At 72.2% G+C, this 15,775-nt stretch carries 14 protein-coding genes; 9 read left to right on the top strand and 5 right to left on the bottom strand.

Features of this window, described 5'->3' with window-relative positions; all coding sequences use genetic code 11:
- Positions 1–860: 860 nt before the first annotated feature.
- Complete coding sequence (locus tag ACFWPQ_RS36070; RefSeq protein WP_384044407.1) at positions 861–2,657, bottom strand: bifunctional metallophosphatase/5'-nucleotidase; 1,797 nt, start codon at positions 2,655–2,657, stop codon at positions 861–863.
- A gap of 178 nt (positions 2,658–2,835) precedes the next feature.
- Between ACFWPQ_RS36070 and mshD the strand changes: the two genes are divergently transcribed.
- On the top strand, positions 2,836–3,765 hold the full coding sequence (gene mshD / locus ACFWPQ_RS36075; protein WP_384044409.1) for a mycothiol synthase: 930 nt from the start codon (positions 2,836–2,838) through the stop codon (positions 3,763–3,765).
- Positions 3,766–3,800: 35 nt separating this feature from the next.
- On the opposite strand, the gene ACFWPQ_RS36080 is transcribed toward mshD, so the two are convergent.
- The 4 genes from ACFWPQ_RS36080 to ACFWPQ_RS36095 all read right to left on the bottom strand — a co-directional run bounded on the left by ACFWPQ_RS36080 (position 3,801) and on the right by ACFWPQ_RS36095 (position 7,680).
- Complete coding sequence (locus tag ACFWPQ_RS36080) at positions 3,801–5,342, bottom strand: ABC transporter permease (protein ID WP_384044412.1); 1,542 nt, start codon at positions 5,340–5,342, stop codon at positions 3,801–3,803.
- A complete protein-coding gene (locus ACFWPQ_RS36085) occupies positions 5,339–6,202 on the bottom strand; it encodes an ABC transporter ATP-binding protein (RefSeq protein ID WP_384044415.1) in 864 nt (287 codons plus the stop codon). The genes ACFWPQ_RS36080 and ACFWPQ_RS36085 overlap by 4 nt, the downstream gene beginning before the upstream one ends.
- A 120-nt stretch (positions 6,203–6,322) precedes the next feature.
- Positions 6,323–7,132: a zf-HC2 domain-containing protein gene (locus tag ACFWPQ_RS36090; protein ID WP_384044418.1), complete on the bottom strand. Its 810-nt coding sequence runs from the start codon at positions 7,130–7,132 to the stop codon at positions 6,323–6,325.
- Positions 7,129–7,680 (bottom strand): RNA polymerase sigma factor, encoded by a 552-nt coding sequence (locus tag ACFWPQ_RS36095; RefSeq protein WP_384044421.1) that lies wholly within the window; start codon positions 7,678–7,680, stop codon positions 7,129–7,131. Before ACFWPQ_RS36095 ends, ACFWPQ_RS36090 begins: the two co-directional genes overlap by 4 nt.
- A 111-nt stretch (positions 7,681–7,791) precedes the next feature.
- Between ACFWPQ_RS36095 and ACFWPQ_RS36100 the strand changes: the two genes are divergently transcribed.
- The 8 genes from ACFWPQ_RS36100 (at position 7,792) to ACFWPQ_RS36135 (ending at position 15,677) form a co-directional block, all read left to right on the top strand.
- A complete protein-coding gene (locus tag ACFWPQ_RS36100; RefSeq protein ID WP_384044424.1) occupies positions 7,792–8,229 on the top strand; it encodes a GntR family transcriptional regulator in 438 nt (145 codons plus the stop codon).
- Entirely contained in the window at positions 8,226–9,104 is an 879-nt protein-coding gene (locus ACFWPQ_RS36105; protein ID WP_384044427.1) for an ABC transporter ATP-binding protein, read from the top strand. The genes ACFWPQ_RS36100 and ACFWPQ_RS36105 overlap by 4 nt, the downstream gene beginning before the upstream one ends.
- Complete coding sequence (locus ACFWPQ_RS36110) at positions 9,101–10,006, top strand: ABC transporter permease (RefSeq protein ID WP_384044430.1); 906 nt, start codon at positions 9,101–9,103, stop codon at positions 10,004–10,006. The genes ACFWPQ_RS36105 and ACFWPQ_RS36110 overlap by 4 nt, the downstream gene beginning before the upstream one ends.
- The gene (locus tag ACFWPQ_RS36115; RefSeq protein ID WP_384044433.1) at positions 10,006–10,290 is read left to right on the top strand and encodes a hypothetical protein; all 285 of its coding nucleotides are present in this window, start codon (positions 10,006–10,008) and stop codon (positions 10,288–10,290) included. Before ACFWPQ_RS36110 ends, ACFWPQ_RS36115 begins: the two co-directional genes overlap by 1 nt.
- A 196-nt stretch (positions 10,291–10,486) precedes the next feature.
- On the top strand, positions 10,487–12,844 hold the full coding sequence (locus ACFWPQ_RS36120; protein WP_384044436.1) for an RNA degradosome polyphosphate kinase: 2,358 nt from the start codon (positions 10,487–10,489) through the stop codon (positions 12,842–12,844).
- A complete protein-coding gene (locus ACFWPQ_RS36125) occupies positions 12,825–13,847 on the top strand; it encodes a CHAD domain-containing protein (RefSeq protein WP_384044438.1) in 1,023 nt (340 codons plus the stop codon). The genes ACFWPQ_RS36120 and ACFWPQ_RS36125 overlap by 20 nt, the downstream gene beginning before the upstream one ends.
- Positions 13,844–14,260, top strand: a complete 417-nt coding sequence (locus ACFWPQ_RS36130) for an NUDIX hydrolase (RefSeq protein ID WP_384044441.1) — start codon at positions 13,844–13,846, stop codon at positions 14,258–14,260. The genes ACFWPQ_RS36125 and ACFWPQ_RS36130 overlap by 4 nt, the downstream gene beginning before the upstream one ends.
- 562 nt (positions 14,261–14,822) lie before the next feature.
- Positions 14,823–15,677: a hypothetical protein gene (locus ACFWPQ_RS36135; RefSeq protein WP_384044443.1), complete on the top strand. Its 855-nt coding sequence runs from the start codon at positions 14,823–14,825 to the stop codon at positions 15,675–15,677.
- The last annotated feature ends 98 nt before the right edge of the window (positions 15,678–15,775 follow it).

Consider the following 15,775-nt stretch of genomic DNA (forward strand, 5'->3'; position numbering starts at 1 on the left):
GGTAGTCGGGGGGGGAGATCAGGGGGACGGACATGGCCGAGGCGGGGCCACCGGTGCGACCACGCGTAACCGGTGGCCCCGCCTCACGGGGTGTGTCAGTGCTGGTCGCCGACGGGGCGCTTCGGCTCCGGCTTCTTCGGCGCGGGCTTCTTCGGGGCCGGGGCGGGCTTGGGGTGCTTCTTGACGGGGACGATCTTGTGGAAGCTCATGGTGTTCTACCTCTCTGCGAAGACTTCTGCGAAGACTTCTGCGGTGACTTCTGTCGTGGTTCTGCAACAGTTTCTCTACTGCCCCGCCGCAACAACCTGTGAATTGATTTGAATTACGTCTGTAAATTCTTTGTCAGCGCTCGTCGCCGACCGGGCGGCGCTGCGGCTCCGGCTTCTTCGGCGCGGGCTTCTTCGGGGCCGGGGCGGGCTTGCAGTGCTTCTTGACGGGGACGATCTTGTGGAAGCTCATGAAAATTCCCTCCTCAGGGCTGGTGAGTTAGCGGTTGCCCACGGGGCGCTTGGGCTGGGACTTCTTGCAGTCCTGGTTCTTCGGAGCCAGCTTCGGGGCGGGCTTCTCGGCCTTCTTCACCGGGACGATCTTATGGAAGCTCATGTCCTTCTCCTTCGTTCTGTCGTCCGCGCCGTTCGCTTTCGACATGGAAAACATTACGTGATCCGAGAGCCGGAGAAAGCCATTTTCACTTAGACCTCGATGAATTGCGGCTGAGATGAATTTTCAGGAGCAACCGGGAACCGTTCGCTGCCTCACATAGGTTTTATCCAACGGATCCAGCAGATGCAGCAGAAAGGGCCCGGTACGCACGGGGGTGCGTACCGGGCCCGGAGGCGTGCTACCGCAGGAGCAGGCGGCTACTGCACGATCGTGATCCTGTTCGCGGCCGGCGGCGCGAGCGGGCTCGTGGCCGAGGAGTGGGCCGTCAGGTACTGGGCGAGGGCCGACAGGTCGTCGGTGCCGACGAGGTCGTTCGTGCCCTGGCCGAGGGTGGTGAAGCCGTCGCCGCCGCCCGCGAGGAAGGAGTTGGTGGCGACGCGGTAGGTGGCGGCCGGGTCGACGACCGCGCCGTCGAGGCGGATGGAGTCGGTGACGACACGGTCCGCGCCGGTCTTCGTCAGGTCCAGGGTGTAGGTGAGGTTGGCGGACGGCTGGAGGATCTTCGGCGCGGCCGCGTTCGTTCCGCTCACCTGTTCCTTGAGCACCTGGATCAGCTGCGCGCCGGTGAAGTCCTGGAGGTTCACGGTGTTGGCGAACGGCTGCACGGTGAAGCCCTCGGCGTACGTCACGACGCCGTCGCCCTCACTGCCCTTCGCCGCGTAGGTCAGCCCGGCCCGCACCCCGCCCGGGTTCATGAGCGCGAGGTCGGTCCCCGGGTCCAGCTCCTTGCCGTACGCGAACTGGGCGTCGGCGATCAGGTCGCCCATCGGGGACTCGGTGCCGGTGTTGTTCACGTCGGCGGCGATGTAACCGATGGCGCGGTTGCCGATCGGGGCGGCGAGGGTGTTCCACTTGCTGATCAGCTCGGTCATGTCGGGCGCCTTGGCGACGTCCCGGGTGACCACGTGGTTCGCGGACTGCACGGCCGTACGCGCGATGTCGCCGGTACGGCGGTCGTAGGTCAGCGTGGTGTCGGTGTAGAGGCGGCCGAAGGAGGCGGCGGAGGTGACCATGCGGGGGTTGCCGGCCGGGTCGTCGACCGTGCACACGTACGCCGTGTGGGTGTGGCCGGTGACCAGCGCGTCCACGGCCGGGGTCACGTTCTTCGCGATGTCCACGATCGGGCCGGAGATGCCGCTGCCGGCGCCCGCGGAGTCGCAGTCGTAGTTGTAGCTGGAGGAGGCCGGGAAGCCGCCCTCGTGGACCAGCGCCACGATCGACTGGACGCCCTGGCGCTGGAGCACCTTGGCGTACTTGTTGATGGTCTCGACCTCGTCCTTGAAGGCCAGGCCCTTGACGCCGTCGGCGGAGACGATGCCGGGCGTGCCCTCCAGGGTGACGCCGATGAAGCCGATCCTGACGTCCTTCTTCTGCCAGACCCAGTACGGCTTGAGGATCGGCTTGTCCGTCTTCTCGTCCAGGACGTTGGCCGCCAGGTAGGGGAAGTCGGCGCCCTTGAACTTCTTGTCCGTGTAGCAGCCGTCGGTGGGGTGGCAGCCGCCGTTCTGGAGGCGGGCCAGTTCCTTCGCGCCCTCGTCGAACTCGTGGTTGCCGACCGTCGTCACGTCCAGGTCGAGCTTGTTGAGCGCCTCGATGGTCGGCTCGTCGTGGAAGAGGCCGGAGATGAGCGGGGAGGCGCCGACCATGTCGCCGCCGGCGGCGGTGACGGAGTACGGGTGCCCCTTGCGGGCCGCGCGCAGGTGGGTGGCGAGGTACTCGACACCACCGGCGTCGATGGTCTTCGTCGTCCCGTCGGCCTGGGCCTCGGTGACCCGGCCCGAGGAACCGGACGGCGGCTCCAGGTTGCCGTGCAGGTCGTTGAAGGAGAGCAGCTGGACGTCCTGGTAGCGGCTGGGGTGCTGGTGCCCGTGCCCCTTGCCGGAGTGCGCGTCGGCGGGCAGCGCGCTCGCCAGGGCCGCGACGGTGGCGAGCCCCGCGGCCGACGCGAGCAGCGCGTACGTACGGCGTCTGGACGGTCTGGACTTCGCTTGCATGGAGCCCCCTGTGGGTCTGCTGAGAAGTGGCCCGGTCCGGCGCAGCCTAGGGTCAACGCGCGTAGCACAACAGGGTGTTCATGGTTACATCTTGGTTGCCGATTGCCCTGCCCTTTACCTTTCCGCACCTTTCCCCGGTGTCCCCACTTTGCCGATCAGGCGCCGTACCCTCGTACGCATGACCAGCGACGACACCGCACGGCCGCCCATGTACTCCCGCTCCATCGACACCTTCTCCGCGCTCGCCCCGGATCAGGCCGAGGCCGTACGGGAACTGCTGGCGGAGGCCGCGCGGGCCGACGGCCAGCAACCGGTGTCCGAGCAGGGCCGCCTCCAGCTCGCCGGCGGCGCCCGGGAGGGCGTCTCCCATCTGCTCCTGTCCGTCGGCGGCGAACTCGTGGGCTACGCCCAGCTGGAGGACACCGACCCGGTGGAGGCGCCGGCCGCGGAACTGGTCGTCCACCCGGCCCACCGGGGCCACGGTCACGGCCGCGCGCTGGGCGCCGCCCTGCTGGCCGCGTCCGGCAAGCGGCTGCGGGTGTGGGCGCACGGCGGCCACTCGGCGGCCCGCCACCTCGCCCAGGTCCTCGGCCTCACCCTGTTCCGCGAACTGCGCCAGATGCGCCGCCCGTTGACGGACCTCGACCTGCCGGACCCGAAGCTGCCCGAGGGTGTCACCGTCCGCACCTTCGTGCCCGGCCGGGACGACGCGGCCTGGCTCGCCGTCAACGCCGCGGCCTTCGCCCACCACCCGGAACAGGGCTCGCTCACCCAGCGCGACCTGGACGACCGCATGTCCCAGCCCTGGTTCGACCCGGCCGGCTTCTTCCTCGCCGAACGCGGCGGCGAACTCCTCGGCTTCCACTGGACGAAGGTCCACGACGCGGAGGGCCTGGGCGAGGTCTACGTCCTCGGCGTCTCCCCCGCCGCCCAGGGCGGCGGCCTCGGCAAGTCCCTCACGACCATCGGCCTGCGGTATCTGGCCGACCGCGGCCTGCCCACGGCGATGCTCTACGTCGACGCCGACAACACGGCGGCGGTGGCGGTATACGAACGCCTGGGCTTCACGACCCACGAGACGGACCTGATGTACCGGACGGAGACCTGAGGGGGCCTCAGCGGCAGGGACTGTCCGTGCCCGCGTCACCCGGTCAGGCAGTCGTCCGGGCCCTTCGGCACCCGCACGCCGAGCAGGCGGGCCGCCTCGGCCGTCGTCGTGTGCGGGGAGACCAGCTCCTGCCAGTGGGCCTTCACCCGGGCCGCCACCGTGTCGTGCGGCTCCCGGAACAGCTCCCGTACGACCTCGGTCTGCTGGGCCGAGACGGACATGCTGCCGCCGTCCGGGGTGAGGACCGCGGCCGAGCCGCTGAGGCTGTCGTCGATGCGGAGGTGGCGGAAGGTGTCCTCGGGGGTGGGGTCGGTCGCCAGGGCCAGCCACATCGTGGTGACGGCGCGGGCGTCGCACATCTCGACGGAGGCCCGCTCGTTGCCCGCGACCAGGACCCGGGCGACCCCGACCGCGAACTCGGGGACCCGGTTGCCGCCCCACTGGGTGCCGACGGTGACCGTGCCGGGGGTGGAGCTCGTCGGCAGGGTGGCGTCCGTGGTGAGGTCGGTGATCTCCTGGATGCGCTGGCGGACGGTGAGGCGGGTGGTGGCCTGCTCGCCGCCCGCCTCGGACTGGACGCGATGGACGACTCCGGCCCAGTCGACCGTCCAGCCCTTCCAGTCCGGGTAGGCGCAGTACCGGGAGCCCGCCCGCTCGACGCACGTCTGGAACTTCGCCGGGTGGTCCGCCTCCGCCTTCCGCGCCGCCTGCAGACCCGCGGAGTCCCCCGGCGTCTGACCGGCCGCGCCGGCCACCGCCGCCGCCAGGGCCACGGCGGCCGCCGCCTTCAGGAGCCGCGCCCTGCCGCCGGCCACCCACATCGCCACGCACACCAGCAGCACCGTGAGCCCCGTCAGGTACAGCGCGTGCCAGCCCGCCGGGCGGCCCAGCAGTTCGCCGGGGACCGGGGTGCCGCCGTTCTGCAGCACCGCGGGCCACAGCCAGTCCACGCCGTGCGTGCCCGAGCCGGCGGTCAGCAGGCTGGTGACCAACCCGATCGCGAGCAGGAAGAACAGCGGGGCCGCCGGGTGGGGCAGGACCCGGGCCAGCAGTACGCCGAGCGCGCCGGCCAGCAGGACGGTCAGCGGGGCCACCGCCAGTTCGAACACCGAGCCGTGGCCGACCGCGCCCGGCCGCAGCGCCGCCCGGGCGAACTGGACGTCGACCACCACGGCCACGCCGACGGCGAAGGGCACGGCGGACAGGGCGTGGGCGAGCGTACGGCGTGCGGGTGGCATCGCCAGCACCCCGAACTGCTCCTCCAGGCCCCGCCGCCGGTTGAGCAGCGCCGCCCGGTGCACGCACACCAGCAGGGCGACGGCGAGCAGTTCCGGTCCGCCCTGGGTGGCGCGGTCCACGTCGTGCAGGACCGGATACGCGTCCATGCCCTCGTCCCGGCCGATCAGGCCGTACCCGACATAGGCGAGATACAGCAGGCCGAAGACGAGCAGCGGGATCTGGAGGAGCAGCTGGCGGGCCTCGAACACGGCCAGGGCGAAGACGGACGCGGACGCGGTGTCGCGGTCGTGGCCGGCGCGCCCGGCGGCCGCCGGATTCGTCACGAGTGTCGTCGTCATGCCGCCGCCACCTCGGTCCCCGCCGCTTCGAGGACCAGCAGGTAGCCGTCCTCCAGGGTCGGTTCGAGCAGGTCGGCGCCGGTGGGCGGGTCGCCGACGTTGCGGAAGGCACCGGTGCCGGTGCGCCAGCTCGCCCGGGCACCCGGGGCGCGTTCCGTGCTGCTCCAGACGCGTCCGGCCGCGCGGGCCGTCAGCCCGGCCGGCGTGCCGTCGAAGCGGACCCGGCCCTCGGCGAGCACGATCACCCGGTTGCAGAGCATCGCCACGTCCTCGGTCTGGTGGGTGGAGAGCAGGACCGTGCGGTCCTCGCCCGCCTCCGCGATCAGCTCCCTGAACCGCATGCGCTGTTCGGGGTCGAGTCCGACCGTCGGCTCGTCCAGGACCAGGAACCGGGGGTCGCCGACGAGCGCGGCGGCCAGCGCGACCCGCTGCCGCATCCCGCCGGACAGCCGCTTGATCCGCCTGCCGCGCACGTCGGCCAGGCCGACCTGGTCGAGGACGCGCCGTACCTCGCGATGGCGGCCGCCGCGGCCGGTGAGCTCCTTGAGGATGGCGACGTAGTCGACGAACTCGAAGGCCGTGAAGTCCGGGTGGAAGGCGGGGGTCTGCGGGAGGTAGCCGAGCGTGCGGCGGACCGCGAGCCGGCCGGCCGGGGTGGCCGGGTCCGCGCCGTGCACCGTGACGGCGCCGGCGTCCGGCGGTACGGCGGTGGCCAGGACCTTCAACAGGGTGGTCTTTCCGGCGCCGTTGGGCCCGAGCAGGCCCGTGACGCCGTCCGTCAGCGACAGGGTGACGCCGTCGAGCGCCGGGGTGCCGCCGTAGCGCACGGTGAGGCCGGCGGCGGAGACAGTGGTGTTCAACGTGGGACTCCAGCGATCAGTCGGTCAGGTGATCGGGCGGTCGGGCGATCGGTCCGTGAGGCGATCGGGCGGTCGGGCGATCGGTCCGTGAGGCGATCGGGCGATCGGGCGGCCGGGCGGTCAGTAGGGCTTGGCGTCGAAGCGGTCCCGCACCTGGTGCAGCAGGACCGTCGCCAGCGCGGCGAGGGCGGCGGCCACGGACTGGCCGGCCGTGGTGAAGGCGGCCGGCGTGTGCGCCGGGTGCATCGCCGCCACCGCCATCAGGGCCGTCCACGCCCCGCCGACCAGTCCGGGCCCGAGCAGCGGGCCCAGCCGGACGGAGAGGGCGAGGCCCGCCGCGGTGAGCGCGAGGGCGGGCAGCAGCCAGCCGAAGGCGAGCAGGCCGTAGCCGGGAAGGGCCAGCGCGGCCAGGCAGTTGAGGCCGAGCGAGGCGGTCAGCGCGGCCACCGTGCGGATCATCAGCAGCCGGAAGCCGTGCGTCGGGGCGACCGCGGCGATCTCGTACGTCGGGTCGAGGACCGGCCCGTACGACAGGGCCACCGCGGCGAGCGGGAGCAGCGGGGCGAGGGCCAGGAACAGGGCCGGGGCGTCCACCGCGTGGACCACGAGGACCGTCGCCGCCAGCACGAACGCGACCGACGCCAGCCAGGAGCGGCGCAGCACCGGGGTCGCGGTGAGCAGCCGTGCAGTGGGCTCGGCGACCCCGACGCGGGTCAGCAGCCGTTCGCCCAACCCGGGCCGTGGGGCGTCCAGTTCGGCGTCGAGCCGTTCCCAGCCCGCGTCCAGCGCGACCGGGTCCGACACCGACGCGAGCACCGCTCGGCAGTCGGTGCAGGAGCCGACGTGGGTGTCGGCCGACCACAGCAGCGGCGGCGCCAGCTCGCCGCGCGCGTACGCCCGCAGATCCTCTTCGGCAACATGCCAGGTCATGCCAACTCCTCCCGCAGCTGCTTGCGCGCCCGCATCGCGCGGGTCTTGACCGTCCCCGGCGGGATGCCGAGCAGGACCGCCGCCTCACGGGTGGTCAGTCCGTCGATCACCGTCGCCTGGAGCACCGCCCGTAGTTCGGGCGAGAGCCGGACCAGGGCCCCGGCGAGGTCCCCGTGCTCCACCCCCGCGAGCACGCGTTCCTCCGCCGAGACCTCGTCCCGGTGCCGCAGCCGGGCCAGCGCCTGCCGCAGCCGGCCGCGGGCCCCGTCGCCGCGCAGCACGTCGACCAGTCGCCGCGACCCGATCCGCCACAGCCACCCGGCCGCGTCGGCGTTGTCGGCGTCCGCGTGGTATCGGGCGGTCCCCCGCCACACCGCGAGGAACGTCTCCTGCACGACGTCGTCCACGACCGACGGATCCGCGCACCGGCCGCGCAGCCGCGCGGTCAGCCACGGCGCGTACCGCCGGTACAGCTCCTCGAAGGCGCGCCGGTCCGCATCCGCCGCGATCGCCCGCAGCAGCTCCCCGTCGCTTCTCGTTCCGCTCACGTCTCCTCATCGCACGAGCCCCGCCGACCGGTTCACGGATCCGGCCTTGACTTTCCGAACAATCTTGCACCACCATTTCACTACTCAATTAGTGAAAGGGTGGTTGTACGGGTGGTCGAGTACCGCATCGACCGGCGCTCCGGCGTCGCCACCTACGTCCAGATCGTCCAGCAGACCAAACAGGCCCTGCGCCTGGGGCACCTCCGGCCGGGAGACAAGCTGCCCACCGCCCGCGAGGTGGTCGAGGCCACCGCCATCAACCCCAACACGGTCCTGAAGGCCTACCGGGAGCTGGAGCGCGAGGGCCTGGTGGAGGCCCGGCGCGGCCTCGGCACGTTCGTGAAGCGCTCGCTCGGCACCGCCCCGGCCGCCGAGTCCCCCCTGCACGGGGAGCTGGACGACTGGGCCGCCCGGGCCCGCGCGGCCGGCCTGGACCGCGACGACGTGGCCGCACTCTTCACCGCCGTACTCGAAAAGCACTTCGAGAAGCACTTCGAGAAGCACTCCGAGAAGCACCTCGAGAAGCATCCTCAAGGAGAGAGTTCATGACCGACACCGCGATAGCGGCGTCCGCGCTCGGCAAGCGGTTCGGCCGGCGTGGGGGCTGGGCGCTGCGCGACTGCACCTTCCGGCTCCCCGCCGGGCGGGTCTGCGCCGTCGTCGGCCCCAACGGGGCGGGCAAGTCCACGCTCCTCGCCCTCGCCGCCGGTCTGCTGGGCGCCACCGAGGGCGAGCTGACCGTGCTCGGCACCACCCCGGCCGAGGCCCGCACCCGGATCGGCTACGTCGCCCAGGACAAGCCGCTGTACCCGCAGCTCACGGTCGCCGAGACGCTCCGGATGGGCGCCGACCTCAACCCCGGGCGCTGGGACGCGGCCGCCGCCGAAGGCGTCGTGGCCGGCGGGGACCTGGACCCGGACTCCCGCATCCGCTCCCTCTCCGGCGGGCAGCGCACCCGGGTCGCGCTCGCCCTCGCCCTCGGCAAGCGACCCGAACTGCTGCTCCTGGACGAGCCGATGGCCGACCTCGACCCGCTCGCCCGGCACGAGCTGATGGGCGTGCTGATGGTGCAGGCCGCCCAGCACGGCACCACCATCGCGATGTCCTCGCACGTGGTCGCCGAACTGGAGGACTCCTGCGACCACCTGCTGCTGATCGGCGGCGGCCGGGTCCGGCTGGCCGGCGAGATCGACGACCTGCTGGCCGCGCACGCCCGGGTCGCCGCCGAAGCCGGCACCGACCTCGCGCCGCACACCGTCGTGGACTCCCGGACCACCGGCCGGCAGCTCAGCGCCCTGGTCCGCCCCGCCGGCCCGCTGCCCGCAGACTGGCGCACCGGCTCCCCCTCCCTGGAGGAGCTGGTCCTCGCCCACCTCCGCAACCCCGAGGCCCCGGCCCTGACCGCGCTGGAGGCCGCCGTATGACCGCCCTGACCGCACCCGCGCCGGCCGCCCCACGCGCCCACCTCACCCGCTGGCTGCTGCGCCTGCACCGCCCCGCGCTGTACGTCTGGGCGGGCCTGGTGCTCGTCGCCGCCGTCCTGCTCCTCCTCCTGCGCGGCCCGCTGGCCGACGCGGCGGCCGACGCCTGGCGCCAGTACGACAGTTGCACGGACTGGCGGAGGTGCACGTACGACCAGGACGCGATCCTGCGCTACAAGGACTGGTACAACTACGCCACCCTGGCCGTGGCCGCGGTGCCCCTCCTGACGGCGGCCTGGGCGGGCGGCGCGTTCGGCAGGGAACTGGAGTCCGGCACCGCCCGGCTGGCCTGGACCCAGTCCAGCACCCCCGTGCGCTGGCTGGCCGTCCGGCTCGCGGTACCGGCCGCGGCCGTCGCCGCCGGGACCGGGCTGCTGGTCTGGCTGCACCGTCTGGCCTGGGACGCGGGCAACGGCCGTATCGACACCGCCAAGCAGTGGTACGACGCCTGGACCTTCCACACCAACGGCCCCACCCTCGTCGCCCTGGCCCTGTGCGGCCTGGCGGCGGGCGCCCTGACGGGCCTGCTGTCCCGCCGCACCCTGCCCGCCCTGGGCCTCGGCCTGCTCCTCACCGGCGTGGTCTGGGCCGCCGTCCAGCTGCTCCTGCCCCGGCTGTGGCCGACGCGGGCCAGCAGCGGACAGGCCTTCTTCGCCCTCCCCAACAGCTCCTGGACGGTGCGGACCGGCAAACACGCCGGCGTCCCCTACGGCGACTACCACCCCGCCGCGCACTACTGGCCGCTGCAGCTGACCACCACCGTCCTGCTCCTCGCCGTGACGGCCCTGCTGACCCTGGGCTGCTTCCTGGCGCTGCGCCGCCTGACCGGAAAGACCACCGCCTGATGACCGCCCTGCCCACCGCCCCGGCCGCCCCCGCGGCCGCCCACCGCTCGCTGCGCCGGCTGCACCGCCCGGCGCTGCTCGTCTGGGCCGGGTTCCTGCTGGTCGTGGTGGGCTGGCTGCTCTGGCTGCACCTCTCGAAGGTGCCGACCGAGCGGACCTGCCCCGACCTCCACTTCGACAGCGAGAAGTACGCGGCCGACTGCGGTTACTCCGCGATGGTGCTCGCACTGGCCGCCGCGGCCACCGTCGGCGCGTTCTGCATCTTGCGCCGCCGGACCCGCTGAGAGACCGTCGGTCCCGTGCGTACCCCGGACGGGGGAAAGACGCACGGGGCCGGTGAGAAGGTCGTACGGGATCGTCACTTTCGTGATCCCCAAGGCCTCCCGGGCCTGATCACAGACGTCCGCGAGCCTCCCTCCGCTATCCCATACGCCATGTCTTCGTAACCATTGGTTCAGACGGACTTGCGACGCTCAGCCAATGAAGCCCGCCGTGCCAGAGCCGTCGCCACCTCTTGAGGGGTTCGCGGGAAACGGGGCCGTCCAGCTCCCACCCGCGCGTTCCGACGCGCCTGTCACGGCCCGGGCGCGGAAGAATGGGGTCATGAGTCAGCAGAACGCCCAGGCAGCCGAGGTCCACCACGCCCAGCCCTCCGTGGGCTCCATAGCCGCGCACCGCCCGCACACCGTGGCCGCCGTGGTCTCCGACCTGGAACCCGACATCGACGCCGACCTCGACACGTACGAGGAGTCGCAGGTCGACGGTACCTTGCTGCCGCAGGGACGCTTCCTGGACCGGGAGCGCAGCTGGCTCGCGTTCAACGAGCGGGTGCTGGAGCTCGCCGAGGACCCGGAGACCCCACTGCTGGAGCGGGCGAACTTCCTGGCGATCTTCGCGAGCAACCTGGACGAGTTCTTCATGGTCCGGGTGGCAGGGCTGAAGCGCCGGATAGCCACGGGTGTGGCCACGCGGTCCGCCTCCGGGCTGCAGCCGCGCGAGGTGCTGGAGATGATCTGGGCCCGCTCCCGCGAGCTGATGGCCCGGCACGCGGCCTGCTACCACGAGGACGTCGCCCCCGCGCTCGCGGAGGAGGGCATCCATCTGGTCCGCTGGGCCGAGCTGACCGAGAAGGAGCAGGCGCGGCTCTTCACGCTCTTCCGGCACCAGATCTTCCCGGTCCTGACCCCGCTGGCGGTCGACCCCGCGCACCCGTTCCCGTACATCTCCGGGCTTTCCCTCAACCTGGCCGTGGTCGTACGCAACCCGGTCAGCGGCCACAAGCACTTCGCCCGGGTCAAGGTGCCGCCGTCCCTGGCCCGCTTCCTGGAGAGCTCCCCGGGCCGGTACGTCCCGATCGAGGACGTCATCGGCGCCCACCTGGAGGAGCTGTTCCCGGGCATGGAGGTCGTGGAGCACCACGCCTTCCGCCTCACCAGGAACGAGGACCTGGAGGTCGAGGAGGACGACGCCGAGAACCTCCTCAAGGCCCTGGAGAAGGAGCTCATGCGGCGCCGCTTCGGGCCGCCGGTGCGCCTGGAGGTCGAGGAGTCCATCGACCGCGAGGTCCTCGACCTGCTGGTCCGCGAGCTGAAGGTCAGCGAGGCCGAGGTCTACCCGCTGCCCGGCCCGCTCGACCTCACCGGCCTCTTCCGCATCTCCGGTCTCGACCGGCCGGAGCTGAAGTACCGCAAGTTCATCGCCGGCACCCACCGCGACCTCGCCGAGGTCGAGTCGTCGTCGGCGCCCGACATCTTCGCGGCCCTGCGCGAGCGGGACGTGCTGCTGCACCACCCGTACGACAGCTTCTCCACCTCCGTGCAGGCCTTCGTCGAGCAGGCCGCCGAGGACCCCGACGTCCTCGCGATCAAGCAGACCCTGTACCGGACCTCCGGCGACTCCCCGATCGTCACCGCGCTCATCGACGCCGCCGAGGCCGGCAAGCAGGTCCTCGTCCTGGTCGAGATCAAGGCCCGTTTCGACGAGCACGCCAACATCAAGTGGGCGCGCAAGCTGGAAGAGGCCGGCTGCCACGTCGTCTACGGCCTGGTCGGCCTGAAGACCCACTGCAAGCTGTCCCTGGTGGTCCGCCAGGAGGGCGAGACGCTACGGCGCTACAGCCACGTCGGCACCGGCAACTACCACCCGAAGACCGCGAGACTGTACGAGGACCTCGGCCTGCTCACCGCCGACCCGCAGGTCGGCGCGGACCTGTCCGACCTGTTCAACCGCCTCTCCGGCTACTCCCGCCGGGAGACGTACCGCCGCCTGCTGGTGGCCCCCAAGTCGCTGCGCGACGGCCTGATCGCGCGCATTGAGAAGGAAATACAGCACCACCGGGCCGGCCGGCCCGCGTTCGTCCGGATCAAGGCGAACTCGATGGTGGACGAGGCGATCATCGACGCCCTCTACCGGGCGTCCATGGCCGGCGTACCCGTCGACATCTGGGTGCGCGGCATCTGCGCGATCCGCCCCGGTGTCGCCGGTCTCTCGGAGAACATCCGGGTCCGCTCGGTCCTCGGCCGCTTCCTGGAGCACTCCCGGGTCTTCGCCTTCGGCAACGGCGGCGAGCCCGAGGTGTGGATCGGCAGCGCCGACATGATGCACCGCAACCTCGACCGCCGGATAGAGGCCCTGGTCCGGGTCACCGACCCGGCTCACCGAGCAACCCTCAACCGGTTCCTCGAATCCGGCATGTCCGACTCCACTTCCTCCTGGCACCTGGGCCCGGACGGCGAATGGACCCGGCACGCGACCGACGCCGACGGACGGCCACTGCGCAACATCCAGGAGATGCTCATAGACGCCCGGAGGCGCCGGCGTGGCACAGCAACACCTTGAACCGACGGACCCCACGGCCCGGGCAGTTACCGGGGAAGCCCTCGCGGGCTACCTGCGCGCCCAGGCCACGGAGTTCCTCCGCGCGCTGCGCCTGCACCGGGAAACCGGGACGGTGAGCGCGACGGAGGAGTCCGTCGACGCGGCCCGCGCCCTGCGCCGCTCGGCCCGGCGCATCAGCGGCAGCCTGCACACCTTCCGCCCGCTGCTCGACGCGGACTGGTCCGAGGAGATCCGCCCCGAACTGGCCTGGCTGTCGGGCACGTTGGGCCTCGAGCACGCCTACGAGGCCCGGCTGGAGCGCCTGTTGCTGGCGCTGCACCGCCTCTCCGGCTCGACGACCCTGCCCAGTCAGGCCACCTCGGAGACTCCGCAGGACCGCGGCAACCTCACCGTCGGCGCGGCCAAGGCGGGTGCCCTGCTGGACCGCCAGCTCACCCTCGCCCGCACCCGGGCCCACTCCACCGCCCTCCAGGCGCTCGGCTCCTCCCGCTTCCACGCGGTCGCCGACAAGGTCGCGGTACTGGCCAGCGAGGTCCCGCTGACGGCCGCGGCGCCCACCGCCGACCTGCGCCCGCCGGCGGCGGCGGCCGAGGAGCGCCTCACCGACGCCATCGCCGCACTCCCGCTGGTCACCGCGGGCCACCCCTACAACGCGGAGGCCCTGGTCCACGGCCTGTCCCCGGACCCCGCCCCGCACCCCCAGGACGGCCCCTGGCACCAGGTCCGCCTCCTGCTGCGCCTGCACCGCTACGCCCGCGAGGTGCTGTGCGGCGAGGGCGCGCCCGTGGACGTACGGCTGTTCGCGGCCGGCCAGGCCCTGAACCGCCACCGTGACGCCTCGGAAGCGGCTGCCGCGGCCGCGGCGGCGGCCCGTACCCCGCGCATCGCCCCCGCGACGGCCTACGCCCTCGGTGTCCTCCACGCCGACCAGCGGCACGAGGTGGAGGCGGCCCGGTTCGCGTTCCAGCAGGCGTGGCAGAAGCAGCGGGTGGAGGCCGTGTGAACGACACCCCGGTGCTGGCGGCGGGCTGCGTCCTGTGGCGCCGCTCGCCGGTCGACGGCGACCTGGAGATCTGTCTCGTGCACCGCCCCAAGTACGACGACTGGTCCCATCCGAAGGGCAAGCTCAAGCGCGGCGAGGACGCGGGCACGGCCGCACTGCGCGAGGTGACCGAGGAGACCGGCTACACGGCCACCCTCGGCGCCGAACTCTCCACCGCCCACTACTACGCCAACGGCCGCCCCAAGGACGTCCGTTACTGGGCCGGCGAAGCGGGAGAGGGCCACTTCACCCCGAACCACGAGGTGGACAGGATCCTGTGGCTGCGCCCGGCAGAGGCCCGCCACCGCCTGACCCAGCCGAGAGACGCCGAGCTGGTGGACGAACTCCTGACCTCACTCCACAACACGCAGTAGAAGAGCGCGCCCCTGTCTTCGGTCTTTCAGGGGCGCGGGGCCGTGAACGGCCGCGGGTGCGTTGTGGCTGATCGCGCAGTTCCCCGCGCCCCTGAAGGGGCACTCGTGCAGCGCCCCTTCAGGGGCGCGGGGCTGTATCGATATGCGGCTGCCGCCGCGCGGGCGCGACCAACGGCACCCCACAGCCGACGCGAGAACAGCCGACCTAAAGGGGCGCGGGGAACTGCGCGACAAGCCCCCACCGGCCCGCAGCCACCGAACGACCGAACTCACCCTCCGGCCAAGTGCCCTTCCGCATCGGAACGCGCAAGGCTTCTCGCCCTCCTCGCCGGCCCCCGCCACCCACACGTGCACCTGGCGAAACAGAACCGCCCCTGTTCAACCGTGCCCGCATCGTGTTCCGCCCTCTGCAGGGCCCGCCCGGAACCGTCCTCCTGCGCCACACCGACAACGTTACCCATGCTCGGTAAAGCACTGGTATGCGTGACGGCCCCTCCCACCCCTCGTTAAGCGGAACGACAGGGGGCCCGTGACGGACGTACCGGCTGGGGGTAGGCAGGCGATGGATCGGCGGCAGCACTGGCGCGCTGGAAAGACGGCCGTCACCGTAGGGCTCGTGGTCGGCCTCGGCGCCTGCGCCACCGCCTGCGGCGGCGCCACGGCCGAGGGCGTCGGCGGCACCCCCGGCGACAACCCGGTCTCCCTCCTCAAGCGCACGGCGGACACCCTGCGCGCCACCCGCACCTCCCGGGCGACGACCTCGATGGAGATGGCCACCGGCGGCACCCGGGTCACCATCCGCGGCAAGGGCGTCTACGACTACGACAAGCAGTTCGGCAGGCTCACGGTCGTCCTCCCGCAGGACCCCGCCGGCACCTCCGAGCACCGCCCGATCACCGAACTCCTCGCCCCGGGCGCGCTGTTCATGAAGAACCGGGGCGCGGGGGTGCCCGCCGACAAGTGGGTCCGCGTGGAGACCGCGACCCTCTCCGACGGCAACCTGGTCACCGGCGGCGCCACGGACCCCTTCGCGGCGGCCGAGTTGCTGCGCGGCACCCGGACGGCGACGTACCTGGGCGAGACCGAGCTCGCCGGGACCGAGGTCCGGCACTACCGGGGCACCGCCGACCTCGCGGCCGCCGCCCGCTCGGCGTCGGCCGGCAGCAGGCCCTCCCTGGCGGCCGCGGCGAAAGGGTTCGCCACCGCCGAGGTCCCGTTCGACGTGTACCTGGACGACCAGGGCCGGATCCGGAAACTGCGGCAGCGGTTCAGCTTCGTCAACGACGGCGGCAAGGGCACCGTCGCGGTCGCCTCGACGACCCTGCTGTACGGTTTCGGCACGCCGGTCGACGTGAAGCTGCCACGTTCCGAGGACATCTACGCGGGCCGGATCGCCGAAAACCAGCCGACGCACTAGTCAGGGAACGGCTCTGTACAACCTGTGAACTAGCCCGTCCGTGCCATGCGCGTTGTGTAGACCGCTGCCTACTCTAGAGAGTCGGTGACGGCAGAGAA

Source organism: Streptomyces sp. NPDC058464 (genome assembly GCF_042721035.1).
Lineage (GTDB): Bacteria > Actinomycetota > Actinomycetes > Streptomycetales > Streptomycetaceae > Streptomyces.